The organism is Clostridia bacterium (genome assembly GCA_034926675.1).
In the GTDB taxonomy this organism is placed as follows: Bacteria; Bacillota; DTU025; order DTU025; family DTU025; genus JAYFQW01.
Window position 1 is genome coordinate 1 of record JAYFQW010000018.1, and the last position, 25,807, is coordinate 25,807.

Below are 25,807 nucleotides of genomic sequence, written 5' to 3' on the forward strand. Positions count from 1 at the left end.
CGTGAACGCCATGTTCGTGAAGAAGCCTGAACGGCTGGAGGCTCTTGCATATGTAGTGCTCCTCGCAGCCCTGGTTCGTGCGATCATCCAGCGACGAGCAAGGCGTTATGCTGAAGCCACTAACGAGGAGTTGCCGATCCCGGGAAAAAGGACAACAAAACGGCCTACAGCACGGATGATATTGGATTCGTTTGATGCTGTCATCGTTGTTCAGCTTCCTGATGGCAGTCGGCTGCTTTCTGAATCAAAACTGTTTCCGGATAAAATGTTCCGGGCTCTGGGAGTATCGCCGTCGGTCTACATCACAATTCCGCAAGAAAACCGCTTCCTCTGAAAACCAAGCGATTCAAGGCCCGAGGGTGCTGAATATGGGCTGTAATCAGTACAGTGAGGGGCAACGCCTGCCAGAACGTGAGCACCACTTTCGCGGTAAGAAGTGCTGATGCATAGCATCCGACTGCGAAGAACGCCACTGTGCCCAGTTGAGCCCGGCATAATGCTGTAAAATGGCCTTTGAACTGCGACATGGAAGCAGTCATGCGAGTCGGGCGAGGCTCAACCGCTGCCGACCGGAGCGCTTGCTGCGAGGCCGAGCCGGAGTACAATGCTCACCCGGCTTGGGCGGAATCACCAACTGCGGCAAGACGGACCAACGGCAGGAAGATGGAGCGTCACGGGTGGACCTAGGCGTGGTCCTCCCAGGTTACCTGGGCATCAACCCATTCTACGAGGATCGATTTTATAGCACATTTTGGACTTGACCGGTAGAGATCAGGAGCTGACCCGAACTCCGGTGTTTCGGCCAGGGTGAGTACTGGGTTCGTATGCCTGCGGGCATGCACATTGACTGAGCAGTCGCCCAGCAGGTCGTATGGCCGGCTGGACGATTGCTTATTGCCATCCGAAGTGACACGGCACATGTTGCTTGCATGCAATAGCATACGATGATACAGTACTTTCAAGGGGGTAGACTGGTATGGGAAACGGCGCCAGGCTGAAGAAGATGACGGTTGCGCTTCCTGCTTCGCTGGTTGACAGGCTCAGGATACTTGCAGGCAGCAAGCGCATTCCGTCAGCCAATGCTGCTGTTCGAGAGGCTGTTGAACGGTACATCGTCGATCTGGAACGCGAGGATTTTCGGAAGGCAATGGAGGCCGCGGCCGCTGACTCCGAGTTCTTGAAGGATGTTGCGACTATAGAACGCCATTTCCAGCATGCTGACGCTGAGAGCGCAAGGATGATCTCGGAATGGTAAACTACAGATGGTCGATATTCTGGGCAGACCTTGATCCGGTGACAGGATCTGAGCAGGGAGGCCAGCGTCCTGTCCTGGTTGTGTCTGCTGAAGAGGTCAATCAGCACCTTCCAATTGTCACCGTGCTTCCGCTCACATCAACCAAGCCCGGCCGCAGGGTATACCCTACGGAGGTTCTATTGACGGAGAACGCGACCGGGCTTCCTAAGGATTCCCTAGCCATGGCGCACCAGATACGGACCATTGCCAAGAGCAGGCTCGGGGAGGCGTGTGGCCTCATATCTGACGTGTCGATCCGAATCCAGATCGAGGGAGCCATGGGACGACATCTTGGCTTACCTAGCACCCGCTGAACCTTTGCCTACTGCATATCGCACAGGATTCGGGAGGGATTCTGCCTTGTGAGTCCGTGTTCTGGATGTTACTATCTGAGCTAGATAGCCATTAGGAGGCCGACTAACAGATGAGCCAGCGATCCTTCAGTGCCGATAGATCAAACGCTGCACTCGTACATGATGGGGAAGCCATACCTGGGCATGCGGCGCCGTCTCCCTCATCAGAGGATGCCTCCGGGATACTGGAGACGGGCGCTGGCTCGGGCAGGGTTCCCGGCGTGCCTGAGATTGTCGCACAGCTCAGCGCGGAGCTGGGTGTTGCACTGCCGTTCATTGAAAGTGTGATTCGGCTTCTGGATGAGGGCAACACCATTCCGTTTCTTGCCCGCTACCGGAAGGAGCAGACTGGAGGCCTCGATGAGGAGGTCCTTCGGTCCATCCATGAGCGGGTGGACTACATGCGCAGCCTGGCCGCGCGCAAGGATGAGGTAATCCACCTGCTGGAGGAGCAGGGGAGTATCACGCCAGAGATCAGGCAGGCGCTGGCGGCGGCGGATAGTCTTCAGCGAGTGGAAGATATATATCGTCCCTTCCGCCCTAAGCGGAGAACGCGTGCGAGCATTGCCAGGGAGCAGGGCCTGGAGCCGTTGGCTACGTGGCTGCTATCCAGGCCGTCGCTGGGGGACCCACTGCAGCAGGCCGCGATGTTCGTCAATCTCGACAAAGGCATCGAATCCGGAGAGCAGGCCCTGGCCGGGGCTCGTGACATCGTCGCCGAAACGCTATCCGATGACCCCGACGTGCGCACGTGGGTTCGCAGGTGGACATCGCGCAATGGCATGGTGGCGACGGAGGCCGTGGATTCGGCGCTTCACACTCCGTATGAGCAGTACTATGACTATCGAGAGGCAGCGGGCCGCATCCCGCCCCATCGTGTGCTTGCGATCAACAGAGGTGAGCGGGAGAAGGCGCTTCGAGTTCGAATCGAAGTGGATGAGGAGCCTGTCCTCGGTTACCTGCGATCCTGGACCACAAGGAGTGGCCCGCAAAGCAGTCCCGCAGATTCGGAACTTGTCCTGGCTGCGCGGGACTTGTACAAGCGCCTGCTAGCCCCGGCTGTGGAACGCGATGTGCGCAACCAGCTCACCGAGGTAGCCGATGCGCAGGCGATCCGAGTTTTCGCAGCCAACTTGAGGGCCCTGCTGCTGACGCCACCCATTCGGGGCAAGGTGGTAATGGGCGTTGATCCCGCGTATCGCACCGGGTGCAAGATAGCGGTAGTAGATCACACTGGCAAGCTCCTAGAGATCGCAGTCGTCTACCCGACCCCTCCCCACAACCGGGTAGGGGAGGCTGAGCACACCCTGCTACAGATGATCGAACGCTGCCATGTGGACGTTATCGCCATAGGAAACGGAACAGCGTCTCGCGAGACTGAGGCATTTGTCTCAGGCATGATACCGAAGGCCGGCCGTCCGGTGGCATATGTGATGGTGAACGAGGCAGGAGCGTCCGTCTACTCCGCATCCGCGACTGCGCGTGAGGAGTTCCCTGATCTGGACGTATCAGAACGCAGCGCCGCCTCAATCGCAAGGCGGTTGCAGGACGCCCTCGCGGAGTTGGTGAAGATCGAGCCGAAGGCAATAGGGGTCGGTCAGTATCAGCACGACGTTGCCGAGAAAGAGCTCGCCAAGGCTTTGCAGGCTGTAGTCGAGTCCGCCGTGAACAGCGTGGGAGTGAATGTGAACACAGCGTCAGCCGCTCTGCTCTCGTATGTCGCGGGCCTGAGCCCTGCGGTGGCAGGGAACATCGTGAAGAAACGCGATGCGGATGGAGCATACGCCAGCCGGAAGGCGCTTCTCACAGTGCCTCGACTTGGCCCAAAAACCTACGAGCAGTGCGCGGGCTTCCTGAGGATCCCTGAGGGCATGAACCCCCTTGACAACACCGCGATTCACCCTGAGTCGTACCCGGTGGCCGAGAAGCTCCTGGCAGAGCTGGGGTTCTCCGTGGACGATGTGGCCGGAACGAGAAGGTCTGAACTGACGGACGCACTCGGGAGGTTGGCGCCTCAGGAGTGGGCGGGACAGCTCAGTGTGGGCCAGCCTACCCTGGAAGATATCGTGGAGGCGCTCTTGCGGCCTAGCCTAGATCCCCGGGACGATCTGCCCCCGCCTGTTCTTCGCACTGACGTTTTGACTATGGACGACCTGCATACGGGAATAGTGCTTCAGGGCACCGTCCGCAATGTGGTGGACTTCGGCGCGTTCGTCGACATAGGCGTGCATCAGGACGGACTTGTGCACATATCTGAGCTTTCCGAAAGATACGTGAGGCGCCCGCTGGACGCTGTGAGCGTGGGCGATGTGGTATGGGTGCGCGTACTGTCGATCGATAAGGAGCGAAACCGCATCGCGCTATCGATGAGAGACGCGGCGCGGCCTTGAGCGTCATCGCCTGACGCAAGAAACGCTTGCCATGCATGGAGGAAGTGTGATGTTTGTCTGAGAGCAGCAACAGCAGCCTGGTGAGGTTCGCGGGCATTGTGGCGTTAGGGTCGGTCGCAAGCAAGATACTGGGCTTTCTTCGAGAGACCGCCCTGGCCTCCAGGTTCGGCTCCACATACGCTACCGACGCGTATCTGATGGCTATGATAATCCCGACTCTCATCCTGATGGGAGTGGGCCCCGCGGTCACGACCACTCTTATTCCTGTGTTCACCGACATTGAGAAACGGAAGGGCCGCACTGCCGCATTTCAGTCGGTGACGAGCATCGTGAACGCGTGTGTGCTGGTTGCTGCGATCATATCGGGTGCAGGCATGGCTCTTGCCCGCCCTCTGGTGCATCTTGTGGCGCCGGGGTTCGGGCCTGAAACCTATGAACTCACGGTGACCCTCACTACGATCATGTTCCCGATAGCGGTCTTCTCCACCATCACGTCGGTGATCACCGGGCTCCTGCACGCCGTGGGCAAGTTCGCAGCTCCGGCGCTGACGGGCCTTGCACAGAACGTAGTCATCATCTCATCAATAGTGTTCTTCGGAGGCAAGTACGGAATCACGGCGGTGGCAGTTGGCACACTGCTTGGGGCGGCATCGATGCTGGCTGTACAGCTTCCAGCACTTGCATCGGTGGGATATAGGCACCACATCATGCTGGACTGGCATGATGAAGGGCTCCGGCAGGCAGGGCGGCTTATCGCGCCTATCGTTGCTGGATCTGCCGCTGGGCAGGCCGGGACCATCGTCATTCGCACCCTGGCCTCCCGCCTGCCGGAGGGATCCATCACCAACCTGAACTACGCCCAGCGCCTCGTGGGGCTTCCGGTTACGGTGCTGGGCGCCTCACTCATTACTGTGCTGTACCCGACACTGGCAAGGCTCTACTCGCGGGATTCGGGGATCGGCCCCGCTGGCGGCAGTGGCGAGCTGGATCTGCGGGGCACTCGCGGTTTGAGGGGCACACCAGATCTGCGCAGCTCGCGGGGTCCGCGTGGCCGCATGGGTCCGGGTCCGAAGGGGGATTTCCTCCGAGCCTCCGAGAGGGCAGTTGGCATAGTGTTCTTCGTCCTAGCTCCAATGGCCGTAGGGCTGATGGCTCTCTCAACGCCTGTTGTGCGCTTGGCTTTCGAGCGTGGAGCGTTCACTGATCAATCTACTTCCTCAACGGCGATCGCCCTGGTCTACGCATCAATCGCGATTCCGGCCATGAGCCTCTCCGAGCTCATGAGCAAGACCTTCTATGCGATGCATGACACCATTACCCCGATGCTGGTGGGAGTTGGCGCAGTAGGGGTGAATGTGGTGATAAGCATTGCACTGGTGGGGACAATGGGCCACGCAGGACTGGCTCTGGCGGGTTCATGCCAGCCTATCGCGGTGTTTGTCACACTGTACCTGGTGTTTCGGGCGAGGGTGAGGCGGACAGCGTCGGGGCAGGCGCCCGGATACTCGCTGGGTTCATCTGCGCTGAAGACTCTAGTCGCCACTTGCGTGATGTCGGTTTCTGTGGTGGCCTTCGCAGGCTGGATTGAGAAGGTCGTGCCTGGCCATGGGACGGGGCAACAGATCATTCGGCTGGCGACTTCGGTTGGAGCAGGAGGGGTCGTCTACATTGCCGTTGCCGCTGCGCTCAGAAGCGAGGAACTCTGCTTTGCAGTGGGCGCCGCCAAGAAGAGGATCGCGGCGAGGCGCTAAGGGTAAGGGCCTCCCCGTCTCTGGCTGAGCAGTTCGTACCCACTGTAAGAGGATACAGAGTCATTCGGGTGTGTCCAAAGCGACACACCTGCACCAAGTACACCATGTCCAACAGGCAAAACTGCGTTCAGGTGCAGGCCTACTATGCACCACGTCGTATTATCTCCCAATAGACCTGCGCCCGGGAAAACGGTCGGCGGCGGGCTGGCCACGAATGCAGACCCAGTCAATTCACGGCGGGCGTCTGCTTCTCTGAGTCACCTGGGCCAGGAGTACAATGAGGGGGATGCCAAAATGACCAGAGGGGTGCGGTCCAAGCTACTCTTGACTACAGTGCTCGTGGTTGCCCTACTAGCGACTGGCGTTGTGCCTGCCTTCGCATGCACGTCCATTCCGGTGGGCAAGGGCGCATCGGTGGATGGGTCTGTTCTCACAACGCACACCGACGACTGCGGATACTGCGACCCGCGCGTATTTCTCATCCCGCCTGCAGACCACAAGGAAGGCGCTATGAGGCCAGTCTACAGCACGCCATCCTTTAGAAGCCCTGACGATCCATACTTCGAGCCTCTTGTTCTGCAGGGCGAGATCCCGCAGGTGAAGCACACTTACGGCTACTTCTTCGGCTCCTACGGCATGATGAACGAGAAACAGGTGGCCCTCGGAGAGACTACGATCGGGAACAGAAAGGGCCTCAATACTCCCACCGGAATGTTCGACGTCGTTGAACTCTCGAAGATTGCGCTTGAGAGGAGCGCCACGGCTCGCGAAGCCATTGCGGTTATGGGTGCACTTGCTGAGGAGTATGGCTACCGCGATAGTGGGGAGTGCCTAACCGTGGCTGACCCCAACGAGGTATGGCTGTTCGAGATCATGGGTTCGACTCCGCTGCACGACAGCGCCGTGTGGGCGGCCCAGCGTGTGCCCGATGATCACATCAGCGTGAGCGCGAACCGTTCCAGAATCGGGGAGATCGATCTGTCGAATCCGGATTACTTCATGGCGTCGAAGAACATATTCAGCGTGGCCGAGGAGATGGAATGGTGGAGCCCAACCTCTGGGAAGCCATTCGTGTTCTACGAGATCTACGCTCCAAAGGCCAACGTGTACAACTCCAGACGGGAGTGGCGGGTGCTGTCCCTCGTGGCTCCATCTCTCGACCTCGACCCGTGGTCGGCGCGTTTCCCGTTCTCGGTGAAGCCCGATAAGAAGGTCTCGGTCGACTTCATCAACTCGATTCAGCGCGACCACTACGAAGGCACTGAGTTCGACCTAACCAAGGGTCTTGCCGCGGGTCCCTTCGGAACCCCGGACAGATGGGCCACCCCGGGCAGCCAGGGTGGAGCGTGGGAGCGCGCTATCTCCATATTCCGGGCCGCCTACACCTGGACTGCACAGCTTAGGAATTGGCTCCCCGACGAGGTTGGAGGCGTGCTCTGGTTCGGCAGCGACACCGCCCATGCCACGGTGTACGTGCCCTTCTATGCGGGCATTGCCAAGCTCCCGGAGGCCTACACAATCGGCACGACCATGAAGTTCAACAAGGATGCCGCGTGGTGGGTGTTCGACTTCGTGGAGAACTTCGCGAACCTCAAGTACTCCTACATGATCAAAGACATCCAGGCCAAGCAGAAGGAGCTCGAGGGCCGGGAATTCGCAATGCAGCCAGCAATAGATATGGCCGCGGCGGATCTGTGGAAGCAGAGTCCTGCACTCGCCCGTGAGTTCCTCACTCAGTACTGCGTGTCCAACGGCACGAGTGTGGTGAAGGCCTACTGGGACTTCGCTGAGAGTCTCATCGTGAAGTACAATGACGGATACCTGAATGACCCGAAGGTCGGCTCAAGCGTTGGATACCCTGCTGAGTGGCTGAAGGGCGTCGGATTCGGGCCCCTGCCTGTTCCTACGAAGTAGAACTGACCCTGGGAAACCATGGTCAAACGGATTCGCGGGCACGTTGCGAAAGGCAACGTGCCCGCGTTCCTTTTGGAGGTGGGAAGTACGGAGTCAGCCGTCCTTCCCACAGTCAGTCGTGTGCATGTCGGCACGAAGCCGGTACGATGTCGTAAGTTGTCAGTACGGAATTCGTACTGGGTCATCGCTTAACCAGTACGGAATTCGTACAACCCTAGGCCTCATTCCCTGCAAATCGGGTCTGGCGGACCGAAAACGAACCAGAAAGTGGAGATTATCGCCCGGAATGCAGCCTGCGGTGCTCTTTTCGTGGGCAACAACGCAGTTTTCAGAGACCGTCCGCCGGATTTGGCTTCTGCACAGTACGGAATCCGTACTGGTGTCCGGTGATGCCAGTACGAAATCCGTACTGGGTCTCGGAAATACTAGGTGCGCTGGTTGTGCTGAGGATGCGTAAAGGTTGTTCAGTGCGGTCTACTTATCGCCTAGCTGGTTTCCCGTCGCTGACTACGATTCCGAGTTCTCCTGGGCCGGGCTGATCTGCTCCTCAGGGGCAGAGGCTGTCCGCACGACCATCCGTGGATCTAGCGCGTCGCGCAGGCCATCGCCCATGAAGTTCACGCTCAGCACTGCGAGGAGCACGAACAGGCCTGGGAACACTGTGAGCCACCATGGCCGGCCATAGTCGCCCCCTGCGCCGAGGATGTAGTCCATTGAACGCTGCAGCATGTTCCCCCATGACGGGGTTGGCGGCTGTATTCCTAGGCCGAGGTAGCTCAGTGCCGACTCAGCGAGGATCGCCGAGCTCACCCCCAGCGTTGCAGACACAATCACGATCGGGAACAGGTTCGGAAGCATGTGCTTCCACAGTATTCTCCCGGTCTTCGATCCAGAGGCTCTGGCCGCCTCGACGAATGGCTGTTCACGTAGGGAAAGCGTCATTCCGCGCACCAGACGAGCTGTAGACATCCAGCCGAATATGGTCAGTATGACTATGATGTTCGCGAGTCCGCCTCCGAGGAACATCGCGCCGATCAGGAGCACAGGGAGTGTGGGAACCGACAGCATCAGGTCTGTGAACCTCATCAGGACGCCGTCGACCATCCCTCCCACGAATCCGGACACAACACCGATGAGCGTTCCCACCAACGCAGAGGACACGGCTGCAGCCACTCCCACGAACAGGGATATCCTGCCTCCGTACATGATGCGCACAAGCACGTCATGGCCGAGTTCGTCGGAGCCGAACGGGTGGACCCGCGACGGCGGAGAGAACACGTTCATCAGGTCCATATCGTCGATTCTGTATGGGCTGATGCAGGGCACGATAATCGCCGTGATCACGAGGGTGCAGAACACGCCGAACCCGACGGCCGCAAGCTTATGACGCTTGAGCCTCTTCCAAATGCTCTTCCAGTTGCTCATGAGTAACACACCCGCGGGTCGGCCACGGCATACAGCACATCTGCTGCAAGGTTAGATACTACTGTGAGTGTCGCAAGCAGCATCAGGCAACATAGAGCCAAGTTGAAGTCACCGCCGATTACAGCCTGGTGCATCAGACGTCCCATCCCCGGCCATGCGAAGATGGTCTCGACCACGACCGCGCCTCCGAAGAAGTAGGGGATGTCCAGGGCTGCGATAGTGAGCACAGGTATGAGCGCGTTTCTCATGGCATGCTTAACAAGCACTGTGCGTTGGCTGAGTCCCTTGGCCCGCGCAGTGCGGATGTAGTCGGTATCCAACACCTCAAGCAGTGATGTCCTCACGTACCTCACCCAGTAGGCCACCTGGACGAAACCCAGCACGATCATGGGGAGGAGCAGATGCTTCAGCCGGTCGGCAACAATGGCCCACCAGGATCCGGTGACCATGCTCGCGACCCCGCCTATGGGAAGCCACTTGAGTTTCACTGAGAAAGCCATGATCGACATGAATCCAAACCAAACGGGGGGCATCGATAGGCCGAGGAACGCGATGAACGTGACCACGTAGTCGAAAGTGCTGTACTGTTTTGAAGCGGAGATCATGCCGATCGGAAGCGCTGCCAGGAGCCCCAAACACCATGCGCTCATCGTAAGGAGAAGCGTGTTTGGCACCCTGGACTTCACAAGCTGCATCACCGGGATCTTGTACGTGCTGGAATATCCCCAGTCGCCAACCAGTACGCTCTTGAGCCAGTGGAAGTACCTCACGTAGATGGGGTCGTTCAGGTGATAGTACTCCCGCAGCCGTGCGATGGACTCCGGCGAGACTGCGCGCGGATTCTCAAGGCGCATTGCAAGGAGCGGATCGCCGGGTGCAAGTGCAATCAGGCTGAACGCGATGATCGAGATAAGCAGCAGCAAAGGCACTGCCCCGAGTATCCTTTTCGCGATGTATAATCCCACTGCTAGTCCGCTTCCCAGGCGCAGGCGCAGGCGCAAATCCCGCGCCTGCGCCCGGGAGGCTTCCTCCTCTCCGGGACTTCTACGGTCAAAACATCAGCAGCTCAGTAGGTGCTTTGCTAGAAGCATCCCAGATCCGAGTTGCACGCGAACTAGGTCCGCTATTGGAACGACGCGGTAGTTGAGTTCCTTCTCCAGATCCGCGCAGCCTCGGGAGATGGCGCGGTCGAGCTCGTTCTCAGCCTCTTTCAGCCGGGCCGTCTCGCCGTTCCTGCCCGCACGCTTCAGCTCACCCCGGACCAGGCGGAGCAGCATGCCCATTGACAGCAGGTCATAGAACCTGGATATCACGAGATTGTCGAAGGTCTCCGCCTGCGTCGCAGGCCTCGCCAGATCTTCCGATGTTTGAGCCCAGTTTCTCTCTGCCTCGATCCCCGCAGGGATGCGCTTCAGATTGTCATAGACGGCAGTGTAGAACGGAGAGCTTTTGTCGGAGATCTCAGGGTCGATTCTGTTGAGAATCTCCCCGATGTGCTTCCAGTGCTTCTCCGACAGGTCTAGGCGCTCAAGGAAGGTCTCTCTCCGGCTCCTTGCTGTGGGGCTCTGGTCTCCGATTCTCGGATCGAAGTAGTAGGGCAGTTCGCAAACTAGCGAGAAAGTGCCGGAAACGGTGAGAGCGTACTCATCGCTGCCTGCGCCCCCCGAGATTAGGGACGCCGGGTCCTCCGCCTTGGAGTGCTTCTCGTAGTAGTCGTAAGTGTCCTTCATGCCGAAGAGGCCGAATACCGCCTGAGCGTATTGGGCGCAGTAAGGCACTTCCGGCTCGCCCAGGGCCAACGGGATCGCGTGTTTGGCAGCCAGCTCGTGGAAGCGGCCATACAGCTCAGGGACGTCGCCGGTGATGTACCAATAGGCGCCGCCGAACCCCGCATTGTGTAGGGAATACATGAAACGGGGCTTCTCATTGTCGATGATCTTCATCAGGCACTTCGTCTCCGGCAGCGGCTGATCGAAATGGAGCGTCTTGTAGTCGATCGGGAAAGTCCATTCGACCTGCTGATATCCTGGCGGCCGGTAGAAGGCTCTCACGTAGGTCTCAACATCGAACGGTCCATTGAACCATCCTTCGTTCAGTTTTGTGCCGTCAGGATCGATGCACTTGATGATGTACCATGTGTAATCCAGTTCCCGTCTTAGGTCTGCATCGGCAGCAAGTCTCTCCGAGACATAGTCGAGCATCATGGCGCCGATCGGCTCGTTCGGATGGGGACATCCGAACATGAGGGCAACTCTCTCGCCAGAGCCGATCTTCAGGCTCCTGATGGGCGTCCCATTTCGGGACGCCCCCAGTTCCACAAGCTCCACCACATCGGGATACCTTCTAGCCAGTTCCTCTGCTCTCTGATTGAGTTCATCCACGGTGTAGAACCGAGTGTAGTTCGGTACGCCTTTCAGCAAGCCATCGAGGATCTCTTGAAAAGCCAATCGCATTCACTCCTAGTGGCACGATTAGTCCCATATGTCGGCACTGGAATGACCAGTGCCGGAACGATCAATGCTGGTACGACTAGTTCTGAATGTACCAGTTCTGTATGATCCAGCCGAGGCCGTTGTCGTATCCGGAATCGAAGCTCTTGATGTTCTTCTTGGCGAAGTGGTTGGCCGGCGCCGCGACAAGGGGTATCACCGGCAGTTCCGTGGTCCACTGGACCAAGTGCTTAACGTAGAGCTCGGTCTTAGCGGCTGGATCAAGAGTTGCGGCGGCCTTTCGGATGAGCCTGTCGTTCTCCGCGTTGATCCATCCCACCTGATTGACTCCACCCCAGGCGTTATCGTCAGACGGCGTCAACTCCGAATCCCAGTAGTTCGCCGCCTCATCCGATACCCCGTAGCCCCATCCCACCAACGACATGTCGAACTGTCTGTGAGGCATGAGGTCGCCGATGACTACGTTAGCCGGCTTGTTGTCGATTGTGATCGCGATGCCTACGTCCTTGAGCATCTTCTGGATCAACTGTTCACTCATCTCCGTGTCTTTCGAGCCCGCAGTGCCAAGAAGGGTGTACTTGAACTTGACTCCGCCCTTCTCGAGTACGCCGTCCTTGCCCAGTTTCCATCCAGCCTCAGCCAAGAGAGCCTTGGCCTTTGCTGGATTGTAGGGGTACTTGGCCACCCGAGAATCTGCCAGAGCGTCGCGCATCATGTGCAGTGGAGTGATCCAGGCATCGCAGAGCAGGGCTTTGCCGGAGTATACTACGGTGTTGATCGCATTTCTATCGATCGCGTACATGATAGCCTGACGGACCTTGATATCCGAGAACGCCGCGTGCGGCTTTGAGAGGTTATTTGGATCCCAGAAGTTCAGGTACAGCAGGTCGGGCGCAACAGTTGGCGTGAAGCTCACGTTGAACTGGTCTCCATGCTCCGATGCGAGTTTCAGAGCGTCACGCAAGGTGAGAGTGTACCGGCCGAAGTCTATGTCTCCCTTTATGACTGCCGCATTGACCACGCTGGAATCGGGGATTATCTTGATGAGTATCTTGTCAATGTTTGGCCGGCCCATATAGTAGCCGTCGAATGCCTCAAGGAGCACGTACTCGCCGCGCTTGTACTCCTTAAGCTTGAACGGCCCGGACATAATGGGCTTGTTGGTCACTTCCTGAACGAACTTGTTCCAATCGCCGCTCTTCTTCGCCTCATTGTACAGCGGCTCGAATAGGTGCTTCGGCAACTGGAACCATCCGTAGTAGTACGAGTAGACTGATGAACCCAGGAACGCGCTGGAGTCCACCTTATCCAGGTAGATCTTGAACGTGTACTTATCTAGAAGCTGGGCTTTTGTGACGTTCTTTTCGAAGTAGTTCGCCGAGACGGGCACATCTGTGTCCTGCATCACCTTGAGCTGGAACAGAGCGTCCTCCGCGGTGATGTCCTTGCCATCATGCCACTTCATGCCCTTGCGTACTTCAAAAGTGACTTCCATCTTTCCATCGCTGGCTATCTTGATCAGCCCGTTCTCGAGAGACGGAAGGCGCTTGATCATCCTCGGGAAGTAGAATCCGTCCTGATCGGATCCTGTATTGCCATCGCCGATGATGTTGCAGATGGTCCACGTTGCTCCCGATGATGTTACTATCGTGTTGAATCCCGGGGGCTCTGCTGTGAAGGCAGTGACGATAGTGCCTCCACGCTTGGGCGGGTTGGCCATCATGTATACGGCCTTCGCAACCTCGCGCCTGGTGGCTGCCTCTAGTGGCGCTGAGAGGCGCCCAAGGCGGTAGCCGAGTATCTGTCGATCAGATCTGTAGGCAAGCGTCATGGCGCCTACGGCATACGCCGGCACTTTCTCCTCATCATTTGCGGAAAGCACGGGCTCCTTTATGGAACTGGCTTCGCCCGCCAGGCCGAGCGCGTTGGTAGCCCAGACTGCCATGTCGGCGCGCTTCACGGGCGCCTGGGGGTCGAATTTCTTGGTGGACGGGACAGCAATCACATTCGCCTTGACCAAACCCTCAACATATGGATAGCTGGGATCTGACGCTTTGAGATCAGTGAAGCTAGGAGAGGCTGGTTTCACGGTCTGGATGCCTCGTGCCTTAGCCAGAACCGTAGCGAAGTCTGCGCGAGTGACCGTTTTGTCAGGTTCGAACACCTTGCCCTGCGTGGGCGCGAGCAGACCCTTGCTCACAACGAACTCAATGGCCGCGGCGTCCCGATCATCTGAAGCAATGTCCTGGGGAAGCACAGACGGAGCCGCATTCCCGGCAAGTGCACAGAGGACAAGAACCGACAGTGTCATGAGTGCGAGAAGCCATCGCGATAGGGCTTTTTGTCCGCGCACGGTATCCATCCTATTCTTCATCTCCTTATCTAGTCTGCCAGTTGATAGCCGTAGCCGGCACTCCCATACAGAATCCACTACTCAGAGATCTTGTTGATCAGGCCGTGAAACACCCCCTCATACCCGTTCGGGGCCTCCCATAGCGGTCAACTCATTTCCAGTGGACATGAGTTGACCTGCTAATTCAAACTAGTTCGAATTGAGCCGGTTGAGCCGTGAAGAACTTGGAAAATGACATGTCACGTAGTGCTCGTTGCCTATGTGGGTTACGGCTGGATCAGTCTGCGAGCAGATATCCTGAGCATATCGGCACCTTGTGTGAAACCTGCAGCCACTGGGCAGTTTCACGGGGCTTGGCACGTCGCCCTCAAGGATGATGCGTTGCCTCTTGTGCTTGGGGTCGGGGATTGGGACTGAAGACAGAAGCGCTTCAGTGTAAGGGTGCTGTGGGTTGATGTAAAGTTCGTCCTTCGGTGCAAGCTCGACGATCTTCCCTAGGTACATCACGGCTATTCTGTCGCTTATGTGCCTGACCACACTGAGGTCATGAGCGATGAACAGGTATGTCAACCCGAAATCATTCTGCAAGTCCTGGAGGAGGTTTATCACCTGCGCCTGAATCGACACATCGAGGGCCGACACAGGTTCATCGCATACGATGAGTTTGGGCCTGACTGCGAGTGCCCTTGCTATTCCGATCCTTTGCCGTTGACCACCGGAGAACTCGTGCGGGTACCTCTTCAGATGATATGGCGCAAGCCCCACCACTTCAAGGAGTTCCTGTACGCGCCTGTCCCGCTCCTTTCCCCTGGCCAGCCCGTGGACTTCTATGGGTTCCCCTATGATGTCGCCAATACTCATTCGCGGGTTCAACGACGCATAAGGGTCCTGGAACATTATCTGCATGTCCTTGCGGAGCTCCCGCATGCCTTCACCGCTCAGTTTCAGGATGTTCCGGCCCTCGAAGCAGACGTCGCCAGAGGTGGGCTCAATGAGCCTGAGTATCAGCCTGCCTGTGGTGGACTTGCCGCACCCGCTTTCCCCTACGAGTCCGAGAGTCTCGCCGCGGTTGATGCAGAAACTGACCCCATCAACGGCCTTGACTGTCGCCGATCGTCTGGATGGTATGAACCCTTTCTTCATTGGGAAGTGTTTCACAAGGTCCCTCACTTCAAGCAGAGGCTCGGTCATAGACGGCAGTCCCCCCTAGTTCAGCTCAGATCCGCGTTCAACTGCGTTCCAGCACCTTACTTCATGGTCATCCTTGATGTCGACAAGCGGCGGCTCCTGCTCCCTGCATATGGGCTGAGCCCAGTTGCACCGAGGATGGAACCTGCAGCCTTTGGGCATGTTGAATGGGCTTGGCACAACGCCCTTGATCACCTGCAACCTCTCAGATCTCTCATTCAGCTTCGGGATTGATCCCAACAGGCCCACAGTGTAAGGATGGGCAGGCTTTTCGAATATGCTGCCCACATTCGCCCTCTCCACGATCCTGCCTGCATACATCACCACAACTTCATCTACGGTTTCGGCAATCACCCCAAGATCATGGGTAATGAGCATTATGGCTGTGCCAAATCTCTCCCTGAGCTCCGACATCAGTTCGAGGATCTGAGCCTGGATGGTTACGTCTAGGGCCGTGGTGGGCTCATCGGCGATGAGAAGTGTGGGGTTGCATGAGAGCGCCATCGCTATCATTATTCTCTGCCTCATGCCGCCGCTCATTTGGTGGGGAAAGTCGTCAACACGCTTCTCAGGAGATGGGATTCCAACAAGCCGTAGAAGCTCGATGGTCTTGTCCCGAGCTTCCTTTCGCCGCAGCCTTTGGTGAAGTGTGATAGTCTCCATGATCTGATCTCCCACAGTGAACACCGGATTGAGACTGGTCATGGGCTCTTGAAATATCATGGATATCTCGTTGCCTCTGATGTGCATCATCTCGGCTTCGCTCTTCTTGAGCAGATCCTCGCCCTTGAAGAGTATCTCGCCGCCCACAATCCTTCCTGGCGGGTTCGGAATGAGCCTCATCACTGAAAGAGATGTGACACTCTTGCCGCATCCGCTCTCGCCAACGATGCCCAGGGTCTGACCCCTGTCGACCGAGAGACTGATCCCATCCACTGCAGGCACTACTCCATCTTCGGAGACAAAGTGAGTTCTGAGGTCGCGCACCTCCAATAGCGGTTGCCCCGTACTCCGGACTGAGCTGCTTTCCGATTGGCGTAACCCTTGATCCACTCCCGGTGACATTGGCTGTTTCCCCCTCCGATATCTGATACCGCTCGACCAGTTAGGCCTCTCAGCCATCGAGCAAGTCTGCGAGCAGGAGGAGAGACGACTTCGTGCGAACAGAAGCCGACGTATTCCAGTGGCTGTTCCCTTGATGCCGGCGCATGGCAGCCCAACATGAGGCAGCGACCATGGCATTTGCGCAGAACCTGGGCGGTGGGCCTGAATCGCCAGCGTAGACGCCTGGTATGGGAGGATTTGCTTTGCGAGAATCTTACCATAGGTCTTTGCATGTAGCAAGAGTTTACTTGATTGCCTTTGACTGTTCACATATTCTATCGGAGATTCTCGATGCACATCTGCTGCACGCGCGCGGCAAGGCAGGTTCCCATTCTGCGACGGCGAAATGCTCAGGTGCTCTGGCGAGAGCTGCCGGCGCTTCGGCGAGAACCGTGGGTGTGCCGTCGAAGGCGCAGGCGCGCTGGCGAGGTCCGCGATCGTGGCGATGAAACTCGCAGGTGCGTCGGCGAACCCGGCAGCCGAAATCTCGCATACTACACCTGGAGGATCTAGTGGAGGATATTGCGCAGATGAATACCTCGGAAATCAATGTTTCCGCTCTTGAGCTGTTCCACGTGAGCAAGGTCAAGCCCGTGCTTCTAGGGAATGCCGTGACTGAACTCGATGTGATCCACGATGTGACGATCACAGTCTCAAAGGGTGAGATACTCACTCTAATAGGCCCTTCGGGCTCTGGCAAGTCCACCTTTCTCCGGATGCTGAATCGCCTTGAAGACCCGTCTTCCGGCCAGATACGGCTGTTCGGCGAGGACATCGCAGGCATTGATCTGCGCGACTTGCGTCGCCGGGTGGGGATGGTGTCGCAGACGCCGGCCTTGCTCGCCGGCAGTGTGGCGAGCAATGTATCCTACGGGCCTCGCTTGAGGGGGCTGCCATGTGACCTGGGGCGCTACCTCGACATGGTTGGCCTTGAGCGTGGTCTGTTGGATCGCCCAGCGTCGACCCTTTCCATAGGGCAACAGCAGAGGATGGCCATAGCTCGGGCGCTTGCGAACGAGCCCGAGGTCCTGCTGCTCGATGAACCCACGTCAGCGCTGGACCAGACGGCATCGAGGAACATTCTCGACCTGATATGCACGCTCAACAGGGAACTGGGTCTCACAGCGGTGATGGTCACCCACATCATGGACCACGCTCGTGCGGTGGCTACGTCAGTTGTGCTCTTGGTGGGTGGGGCCGTGGTGGAGGTGGGGCGAGCCGCCGAGTTCTTCTCTGGCCCATCCACAGAGATCGGGCGAAGGTTCCTAAGAGGGGAGTTGGTCGCCGATGAGCGGTAGCACGTACATCCACATATCCGACGTCGACCTGCTGATCGCTCTCCTTTTCATCGCTATCACAGCCATAGTCTCCTACTGGCAAGGCCTTGGTCTCGAGCGGGACATCGCAGTCGGGACTGTGCGCACCTTCGTGCAGCTCCTTGCGGTCGGGTTCGTGCTGCAGCAGGTATTCGACGCGTCCCGGTGGTACTGGGTGGTCCTGATCCTGGCGGTCATGACGACTATTGCAGGCTACAACGCCATGACACGACAGGCAGGGGCGAGGCAGGGCTTGTTCGCGATAATGACAAGCGCCATAGGGTTAGGTGGCGCAGTGACGATTGTGCTTGTCATCGGTGTGGTGCTCCGGGTGCGCCCATGGTATCAGCCGCAGTACGTGATCCCAATTGCAGGGATGATAATCGGGAACTCAATGACCGGCGCGGCGCTCGTAGTCAACAGACTCCATTCTGAGCTCGTGCTGCGCCGAAACGAGGTGGAGGCGGCACTGGCCCTCGGCGCTCCCGTGAAGGAGGCCGCCGCAAACGCACTCCGCGAGGCCCTGAGGGCGGCGATGATGCCTACAGTGAACTCAATGATGACCGTTGGGCTGGTGCAGCTCCCTGGCATGATGACAGGCCAGATCATATCCGGCGCGAACCCGGCGGAGGCCGTGCGATACCAGGTAGTCGTGATGCTCATGATAGCCGCCGCCACGGCGATGACTGCAATGATCGCAGCATTCCAGGCACTGGGGGTGTTCTTCACACCTGCGCAGCAGATATCGCCAAGGCTGGAGCTGGGGAAGCACTGGGATTCCTACATGCGTGTAAAGGGCGGGGCGCCGAGAGCATGATCTGTTGGGCGCATGATCTGGCGGGGGCTGTGCAGGCTGTTCCAGCTAGCATGACTCGAACGAAGGGGGCGCCATGATGCGACGTCAGACGTTGAATTGGGTGTACATGCTCTTGTTCCCGGTCATGCCCATACTCGGATTCGGGCCGTTCTCCCATCCATACGTCAACCGCCTAGCTCTGAGAAAGGCGAAGGCAAAGCTGGCGGCTGATGTGAGTGAGGGGGAGGGACCCGGGCCGGCTGACGCGCTCGTCGCAGCCACCGGGTCCGGCGGTGTTCAGCCGCGAGTGAATGCGGAGCTGCTGGCCTTGGTGTTATCTCACGAGCATGAGTTCGTGAACGCGGGAAACGCCGCTGACTGCGTATCCACATACCATGTGCTCAACGGAATCGACCTCTACGACTACGCCCACAACTACCATCCGGATGACGCGAGTGGCACGCCAGTCTTTGGATATGCGCTTGTCGACGAGTGGAACCAGCACAGAGGTGATTACCCCGCGAGCCACCTGGCCATCGCTGCCGGGTGGCTTGCTCATCAGATAGCGGACTGGTATCCCCATTACGCTTGCGTGGGGGCGGACGGGACCCTGAACCCTGATCTGTGCGCCGGGGCGGACGAAGCTATGCATCCGAATCCGCATGCCGGGGCGGACGGAACCTTGGATTCTCGTCCGCGTGCTCGCGCTGATGGTGAACCCACCTTCGCAGGTATCGCCAATGCCTACACAGTGTTTGGGGCGGACCTCCCGCCTGACTTACGCGAACGGTACAGGGATGCAAATCACGCCCTTTTCGAGCTGCTCATTGAGTGCGACGTGCTGGGGCGACCAGATGGAGCTGGGCTCTTCCACACTCAGGTCAATCTGTTCGATCACAGCGGCGCCTGTGCCGGACTGCTGACTAGGTGCTCACAGCGGTTCAAGGGCCACATCCGGATTCCGCCGGAGCATCTTCCTTCTCTGGAACGGGACATGAACGCGGTCATCCTCGGCACTGGGCTCTTGGTCAAGTTCCTCCTCAAGGCCTGCCCGCGCCTGCATGACGAGGTCGGAGGGTTCATCGACCTGTCCGTGCTAGATCTTGCGGCTGATGCCGTCGTTGACAGGCTATTCTGTGTAGGCTGGGATCGGATCCGGGAGCTGTCGCGGCCGGAGCATGCAGATGTGTATGATTCCTCACTTGGAGGAGATATCATCGGCGTGTCCTCCACGAGGCTTGCCACACCGGGCAGTTCCCTCATGTCGGTCCTGTACTGGATCGGCTCATCATTCGGCGTGGGGGTAACGGCTGATAGCCTGGAGCTGCTTGTGGAGGAACCCATTGAGGGTCTCCTGTGTTTGGCGGGGCGCGTGGGCGAGGCGTACAGGGCTCTCGATTCCGTGCTCGAACGGTTCGGCGCCGACCTGGACGAGATACCTTATCGGGCGCTCCGAAGGCTGCTTGGGAGGATGGGAGGCAGTCCGAAAGGCAAACCCAGGGAGGCAACGCCCGTTCTCGCGTTTCTCAGCGGACTCGTGCTGGGCGAATCAGCGAGCCTGAAGGAAGCCCGCGAGGCGATGAGGTTGGGGCTCCGCCCGAGAATCGTCGTGAGGGGAGCTGGCCAACTGGGTGAGCATGGTGCAGGCAACGGGGGCCGCGAATGCTGCGGATGCCGCGTGGGCAGTAGCGAGGGCTGCGAGGGCCGCGAATGCTGCGGATGTGGCGGCATGGGCAGCGGCGAGGGCAGCGCACTGGCGCGCATGTTCGCTGATGGCAGAGTGGAGGTCGCTGCGGCGCCTGCCGTGGCTGATGCGTATCCGCCGGAACTGCGACGGCTGAAGTCGCTTGATCCCAGCACTCTTCTGGTGCGGGTGGATGGCTACAACATCGCGGCCGAGCCTGGAATCGCCAGCGTTCGAGTCACGGGCGATCCATCCAAGAAGCTGGACATCGTGATCACCTTCGAGAGGCAGATCTGCCCCGGAGTACATCATCTGTTCGTAGACATCCATGACAACAGCGGTGCACACTCCGAGTATCTGGATCATAGGGTCGCTACCGATGTGAAGAGAGTGGATTCCTGGAGCTGAGATGAATCACCAGGCTGGCATCTGAAGTTAGAGGTGTGTTGGAGGTATTTGCCGAATCATGAGCGGGCACGTTGGCGATGTATGGGATACCCCCGAATTCTCCAATCGTGTTGGGTTGAAGGCTGTTGATGGAGGGCTGTGCACCATGGCATACGCGCTATACGGGGTTGTGATCGCGCTTCTTGCGTGCGTTGTACTTGTCCTGGTCCGGGCTGCCGTGCATAGACCGAAGGAGAACATGGCAGGCAGGGAGCTTTCGCAGAGCTGTGAAGCAGGCGTTGCGGACAGCGTGAACACCGAAAGGGCCGTGAAGTCCTTGTCCGATGCGATCCAGGTCAGGACGGTTTCGTTCGCTGACCGGTCCCATATGGACACCGTGGAGTTTGACCGATTCCACGCGCTTCTTGATTCGTCTTTTCCTCTGGTTCGCGACAGGCTCACGAAGAAGGTCCTCGGGTACAACCTGGTGTATCTGTGGAAGGGTGCGGGAGGCGGGCAGAAGCCTATCGCACTGATGTCGCACATGGATGTGGTTCCGGCAGACGACGAAGGGTGGGAGCATCCTCCTTTCTCCGGGGCCGTCGCTGATGGTTTCGTGTGGGGGCGCGGCGCTCTCGATATCAAATTCGGACTTATCACGATACTGGAGGCAATTGAAGAGCTGCTGGAGGTCGGGTTTGTCCCCTCAAGAGATGTGTATGTCGTCTCTACCTGCGATGAGGAGGTGGGGAACAACGGAGGGATCACAGAGGTCATGGGATTCCTCAAGAGATCAGGTGTGGACCTGGAATGGGTGCTCGACGAGGGCGGCGTCGTTGGCGAGGGGATGATGGCCGGCTTCGACAGACTTCTTGCCCTGGTGGGCGTCGCGGAGAAAGGATACCTCGATGTTGAGCTGTCGGTGGAGATGACCGGCGGACACTCGTCCTCTCCAGGACGGGCGACCTCAGTGGGCCTTCTATCTCGCGCGATCGCGAAGGTGGAGGCGAGGCAGATGCCAACCCGGATGGGAAGCCCTGTGCGGGAGTTCTTCAATCAAGTCAGCCGGTACATGGGCTTCGGCAAGAGGCTGGTTTTCGCCAACATGCCGCTGTTCCAGCCGCTGATCACGGCCGTGCTGCTTGGAACTCCCGAGACTGCTTCGATGATCAGGACAACCACGGCGCCCACCATGATATCCGGTGGCGTGAAGCCGAACGTGCTTGCCCCCAGGGCGTCGGCGGTGATCAACTGCCGGCTTCTGCCGGGCGACACCGCCCACGATGTTGTCGATCACATCAACAGAGTGGTCGCGGACGATCGGGTGAAGGTCAGGATCCTCTCCCAGAGCCCTGCGTCGCGAGTATCTTCTGTAGGAACCGAAGGATTCACGCTGATCAGCAGTTGTATCGCTGCGCACTATCCTGGAGCTGTAGTTGCTCCCTATTTGGTGATGGGCGCGACGGACTCGAAGGGCCTAGAGCCCATAGCGGAGGGCGTGTACAGATTCGTTCCCGTCCAGATCACCAAGAAGGACCTGGCACGGATGCATGGAGTGAATGAGCGGGTGTCCATCGAGAACATCGAGAAGGCAGTCCGATTCTTCAGGAGTGTTGTAGTGCGTGCATGATCCCAGTGGGCAGCACATGACCTAGCGAGCGGCGCATCGACGCGCAGGCGCATGTACGGACAGGGGGCGAGGTTGCTGTGGACGAGGGAATTGGGGCATCGGTCTCGATCAAGATTGGCAAGAAGGCATTCATCTCGTCGGTTCTCATCTTGCTGGCGCTTCTTGTGATGGCAGGCGTGCTCACGAGAGTAGTGCCAACGGGCAGTTACGCACGACTGGAGAATGGCGGGGCGGGAGCGATCGACGTCGCCTCGTTCCAGTACGCGAGCATTCCTCCCCTTCCTGTGTGGAAGTGGTTCACTGCGCCGATTGAGGTCCTCTGGAGTCCAGAGGGGGCAGTTGTGATCGGCATCATCCTGTTCTTCCTTTGTATTGGAGGCGCTATCAACCTCCTGAATCAGTGTGGTGTGTTCAGTTTCATGATCGACAGGGTGGTGCGCAGTTACGCGGGCGCGAAATACCGTCTGATTGCCGTGACTGTGCTGGTGTTGATGCTTATGAGCGCGCTTACCGGCATCATGGAGGAGGCCGTCTTCATAGTCCCGCTCATGATGCCGCTTGCCCAGAGCCTGGGCATGGATCCATTGATCGGACTGGGGATGTCGCTGCTGGCGATGGGATTTGGGTTTGCGGCCGCACTCACAAACCCGTTCACAATTGGCGTCGCGCAGCGAATCGCAGGCGTGCCGCTTTTCTCGGGATTGTGGTTTCGAGCGCTAGTTTTCGCTGCGGTATATGGGATCCTAACAACCTTTCTGATAAGACACGCCAGGCGGATCGAAGGCGCCGACAAGCTGCCCCATAGTTCTGCTCGGCGCGGTGAGTCCACAGACGGAGTGCGCAGGCCTGACGGCGCCGGACGCGTCTTGGATGGCCGTGACCACCGGATGTCCGTGGCGTCAAGGTGGTTCATCGGGTCCATGGCCGTAATGCTCGTGTTCAGCCTGACAAGCTCGGTTGTTCCGAGCCTGAGTGACTACGCCTTTCCTGCAACTACCGTGCTCTTCCTGATTGGCGGCATCGGCGCCGGGGTAGGCGCAGGCAAGGGCGGACGGGATCTCGCGAGGCTGTTCGTACAGGGCATCGTAGGGATGTCCGCAGGGGTCGTGCTGATGCTTATGGCGGCCGGAGTGAAGCACATCATCGCCTCCGCTGGCATTCTCGACACGATCATCTTCACAGGCGCCAGGGCGGTGGAGGGCATGCCCCGAGTTTTCGCTGCGGGAATGATCTACCTGCTCGTGTTGCTAATGAACTTCTTCATCCCATCCGCCTCGGCGAAATCCCTGATCATGATGCCGATTCTCGCGCCACTGTCCGACGTCGTGGGTCTCAATAGGCAAATCGCGGTGCTTGCGTTCCAGTTCGGCGATGGGTTCAGCAATGTAATATACCCGACCAACCCGATCACTCTGATATCCGTTGCACTGGCAGGCGTCAGCTATCCGTACTGGTTCAGGCGCACGGTAGGTCTGCAACTCGTGGTATTGGGAGTCACGGCCGCGTTTTTGGTTCTGGCCGTGGCAATTGGTCTTGGGCCGGTGTAGGCAGGAGGGCCGTGGGACAGACGGTGCGAATAGACAGAGACGCTCCAATCCTCTCGCTTCGTGTACGTCTCCGTGTGCACTTCCATCGCCGTCCATCGCCGCCCACTGCAGGCCGGGCGGTTGCGCGGCTACTCCTGGGTCAGCCTTTTCAGCAGCTTGACCGCCTCTGTCTCGCTTACCTTCGCCAGTTCGTTGATGCACGCAACTACGGCGTCGGCGTCTCCGTTCATCAGGTGCGCATCGGCCAGTGATGAGTATGCCTTGAAATCGTCAGGGTCAAGCTTCAGACAGTTTCTGAACCAGTGAATCGCATCAGGTATGACCGATGCGACCAACAAGTAGAAAAGACCTAGCTTGTAGCTGGTCATAGAGCATGACTCTGCAATGGGCTTGGCCTTTTCGGCGGCGGCTATCCCTTCCTCAGTGCGACCCATGCGGAACAGTGCGTGAGCCTGCCCGACAATGGCGCACCCGTGCACCTCTGGCATTGCCGCGGCAGTGTTGTAGGATGCGAGAGCTTTTGCGAATCGGTCTTGCGCCATGTAGCAATCGCCCAACGCTATCCGCGGCAGGGGATGAGAGGGATCGAGCTCAATGACTTTCTTGAACGCCTTGACCGCCTCATCGATATCGCCCCGGTTCGCGTTCATGGTTCCCAGGATGAAATAGGACGCCGGATAGGTTGGATCAGCCGTAATGGCCTCCTTCGCAGTTGTCACGGCGTCGGAAGCATATCCAGTCTCCATAAAACCCTTGGCGATCTTGAGAAGCATGTCTGCGTTTCCTTTGAATGCGGCCCTGGCGATGTGCAGCATCACTCGGGTGTCGCTGTCGTCGCGGGGTTTTCCTTTACGGTCTCTTGCCCCAGCATCTGCGACGCCTTTCTTCCCCCGCGAGCCCGCCCCGGGCCGTTTCTGCCCTTTCGAGCGCTCATGCATCAAGCCCACAAGGTCTTCAATTGCGGAATCGAGCGTGTTGGACGCCTGGGGATCAGCTCCAAAAGGCAATGACCCTGATCCCGCCTTTGGCAAGGCGGTTTCCCCTGTGCGCTTATGCTGGAGATCTCCTCTGTCCTTCAATCATCTCCACCTCCATGAATGTTTTGCTAGCGGGCGACAAACCACAGCAGTCTCGGCGCTGGACCGCTGCAGCCAGCGGCAGATCGCGACAGCCAGCGGCAGATCGCGACAGCCAGCGATGGATTGCTGCAGCTCGCCCGCCATCGCTTGCGACAGACCGCAACAGACTGCAACAAGCCGCGATAGGCCGCGACGGCCTGCTGCGATCTGCGGCACTGGGGCCGGGGTTGGCTGGTTAGTCTGGGACGGGGCCCTGATTCTCGTCGACAGGGTGATCCGCCTTCGCAGCTCGCGATTTTTGAACGTTGCGTGCCCGTATGCAGTTCGACCTGTACATGGAACTGAGTCGAGAGACTGTTTTCATGACGTCCCCACGCTGGTCGATGCGTCGGACCCGGATGTGCGGGCTTGCTTTGGCGACCATCCCTTCATATGACAAGTCGTTTTCGGTCACCTCAACCAGCGTGATGCCCTCCTTCTTGCACAGGGCGAGCTTCGCCAGGTCCCGAGTCTGCCGAGCGCTAAGCTCGTCGCCTGCCCCGAACAGTGATGTCTCCTCGTAGTGCTGTCTTCCATTGAACTCGAGAGCCACGTTGTCCTCAACATACAGCCTATCAAGCTCCAACGGGTATCCTGTGGGCGGATTAGCAAGGAATCTGGGTCTGGCGTTGTTCTGGTAACTTAGGGACACGACAAGTAGGTCAAGCCACACGAGCATTAGGTATTCGCCAGCGCGAGGCGCTCTCCAGCGGAAGTCGTCGATGTGTTTGGCGATTGCCTTCTGGGTATGGGGTGGCGCACTGAGGATGAACCGCATTCTGCTTTCACGAGTTCGTGGAACCACCTGTTCGACTCCTATCCAGCCGGTTTCTGAGAGGCGGTGCACTGATCTGCCGACAGTCTCGCGATTCAGCCCTGTGATCGTGCAGATCTGAACGCAAGACACTGGGTCAGCATGGGCGATGGCGCCGTAGACTCTGGCATCAACCAGGCTGAGGCGGGGATCGGATTCCAAGTCGCGCCTCAGCGTGTAATCGATCAGGCGTGAGGGTTCCACGGTTTCAACCTCCTCCTGGTAGGCGGGCAGCCCGTACTGAGTACCGAGGCCGGCTTGAGGTGTAGGTATGTCATAAAGCATGGTAGCAT

The 25,807-nt window shown here is 58.5% G+C and carries 19 protein-coding genes; 11 read left to right on the top strand and 8 right to left on the bottom strand.

Going from position 1 to position 25,807, the window contains the following annotated elements:
- The 6 genes from VB144_06240 to VB144_06265 form a co-directional block, all read left to right on the top strand.
- A partial coding sequence (locus VB144_06240; protein MEA4883243.1) for a hypothetical protein occupies positions 1 to 334 on the top strand: 334 nt, incomplete at its 5' end.
- A gap of 642 nt (positions 335 to 976) precedes the next feature.
- On the top strand, positions 977 to 1,255 hold the full coding sequence (locus VB144_06245; protein MEA4883244.1) for a hypothetical protein: 279 nt from the start codon (positions 977 to 979) through the stop codon (positions 1,253 to 1,255).
- Positions 1,249 to 1,608 carry a type II toxin-antitoxin system PemK/MazF family toxin gene (locus VB144_06250; GenBank protein ID MEA4883245.1) on the top strand — a complete coding sequence of 120 codons (360 nt, stop codon included), beginning with the start codon at positions 1,249 to 1,251 and terminating at the stop codon, positions 1,606 to 1,608. The genes VB144_06245 and VB144_06250 overlap by 7 nt, the downstream gene beginning before the upstream one ends.
- A 110-nt stretch (positions 1,609 to 1,718) precedes the next feature.
- Positions 1,719 to 4,037 (top strand): Tex family protein, encoded by a 2,319-nt coding sequence (locus tag VB144_06255; protein MEA4883246.1) that lies wholly within the window; start codon positions 1,719 to 1,721, stop codon positions 4,035 to 4,037.
- A gap of 53 nt (positions 4,038 to 4,090) precedes the next feature.
- A complete protein-coding gene (locus VB144_06260) occupies positions 4,091 to 5,788 on the top strand; it encodes a lipid II flippase MurJ (GenBank protein MEA4883247.1) in 1,698 nt (565 codons plus the stop codon).
- A 294-nt stretch (positions 5,789 to 6,082) separates the two neighbouring features.
- Entirely contained in the window at positions 6,083 to 7,702 is a 1,620-nt protein-coding gene (locus VB144_06265; protein ID MEA4883248.1) for a C69 family dipeptidase, read from the top strand.
- Between the two features lie 507 nt (positions 7,703 to 8,209).
- Here the strand turns inward: VB144_06265 and VB144_06270 are convergent.
- The 6 genes from VB144_06270 to VB144_06295 all read right to left on the bottom strand — a co-directional run bounded on the left by VB144_06270 (position 8,210) and on the right by VB144_06295 (position 16,111).
- Positions 8,210 to 9,127 (bottom strand): ABC transporter permease, encoded by a 918-nt coding sequence (locus VB144_06270; GenBank protein ID MEA4883249.1) that lies wholly within the window; start codon positions 9,125 to 9,127, stop codon positions 8,210 to 8,212.
- Positions 9,124 to 10,092 carry an ABC transporter permease gene (locus VB144_06275; GenBank protein ID MEA4883250.1) on the bottom strand — a complete coding sequence of 323 codons (969 nt, stop codon included), beginning with the start codon at positions 10,090 to 10,092 and terminating at the stop codon, positions 9,124 to 9,126. The genes VB144_06270 and VB144_06275 overlap by 4 nt, the downstream gene beginning before the upstream one ends.
- A gap of 93 nt (positions 10,093 to 10,185) precedes the next feature.
- Positions 10,186 to 11,574 carry a M14 family zinc carboxypeptidase gene (locus VB144_06280; protein MEA4883251.1) on the bottom strand — a complete coding sequence of 463 codons (1,389 nt, stop codon included), beginning with the start codon at positions 11,572 to 11,574 and terminating at the stop codon, positions 10,186 to 10,188.
- An 82-nt stretch (positions 11,575 to 11,656) separates the two neighbouring features.
- A complete protein-coding gene (locus tag VB144_06285; protein ID MEA4883252.1) occupies positions 11,657 to 13,939 on the bottom strand; it encodes an ABC transporter substrate-binding protein in 2,283 nt (760 codons plus the stop codon).
- Between the two features lie 180 nt (positions 13,940 to 14,119).
- Complete coding sequence (locus VB144_06290; GenBank protein MEA4883253.1) at positions 14,120 to 15,121, bottom strand: dipeptide ABC transporter ATP-binding protein; 1,002 nt, start codon at positions 15,119 to 15,121, stop codon at positions 14,120 to 14,122.
- A gap of 15 nt (positions 15,122 to 15,136) precedes the next feature.
- Positions 15,137 to 16,111 (bottom strand): ABC transporter ATP-binding protein, encoded by a 975-nt coding sequence (locus VB144_06295; GenBank protein MEA4883254.1) that lies wholly within the window; start codon positions 16,109 to 16,111, stop codon positions 15,137 to 15,139.
- A gap of 641 nt (positions 16,112 to 16,752) precedes the next feature.
- Here VB144_06295 and VB144_06300 point away from each other — a divergent pair.
- The 5 genes from VB144_06300 (at position 16,753) to VB144_06320 (ending at position 23,582) form a co-directional block, all read left to right on the top strand.
- Positions 16,753 to 17,520, top strand: coding sequence for an ATP-binding cassette domain-containing protein (locus VB144_06300; protein ID MEA4883255.1), 768 nt, complete (start codon positions 16,753 to 16,755; stop codon positions 17,518 to 17,520).
- Complete coding sequence (fetB, locus tag VB144_06305) at positions 17,510 to 18,355, top strand: iron export ABC transporter permease subunit FetB (GenBank protein MEA4883256.1); 846 nt, start codon at positions 17,510 to 17,512, stop codon at positions 18,353 to 18,355. Before VB144_06300 ends, fetB begins: the two co-directional genes overlap by 11 nt.
- Positions 18,356 to 18,431: 76 nt before the next feature.
- Positions 18,432 to 20,426 (top strand): hypothetical protein, encoded by a 1,995-nt coding sequence (locus tag VB144_06310; protein ID MEA4883257.1) that lies wholly within the window; start codon positions 18,432 to 18,434, stop codon positions 20,424 to 20,426.
- A gap of 58 nt (positions 20,427 to 20,484) precedes the next feature.
- The gene (locus VB144_06315) at positions 20,485 to 22,035 is read left to right on the top strand and encodes a M20/M25/M40 family metallo-hydrolase (protein ID MEA4883258.1); all 1,551 of its coding nucleotides are present in this window, start codon (positions 20,485 to 20,487) and stop codon (positions 22,033 to 22,035) included.
- Between the two features lie 77 nt (positions 22,036 to 22,112).
- Positions 22,113 to 23,582, top strand: a complete 1,470-nt coding sequence (locus VB144_06320; GenBank protein ID MEA4883259.1) for an AbgT family transporter — start codon at positions 22,113 to 22,115, stop codon at positions 23,580 to 23,582.
- Positions 23,583 to 23,710: 128 nt separating this feature from the next.
- On the opposite strand, the gene VB144_06325 is transcribed toward VB144_06320, so the two are convergent.
- Together VB144_06325 and VB144_06330 are read right to left on the bottom strand one after the other, a co-directional pair.
- A complete protein-coding gene (locus tag VB144_06325; GenBank protein ID MEA4883260.1) occupies positions 23,711 to 24,661 on the bottom strand; it encodes a tetratricopeptide repeat protein in 951 nt (316 codons plus the stop codon).
- Positions 24,662 to 24,896: 235 nt separating this feature from the next.
- Positions 24,897 to 25,718: a hypothetical protein gene (locus VB144_06330; protein ID MEA4883261.1), complete on the bottom strand. Its 822-nt coding sequence runs from the start codon at positions 25,716 to 25,718 to the stop codon at positions 24,897 to 24,899.
- Positions 25,719 to 25,807: the final 89 nt, after the last annotated feature.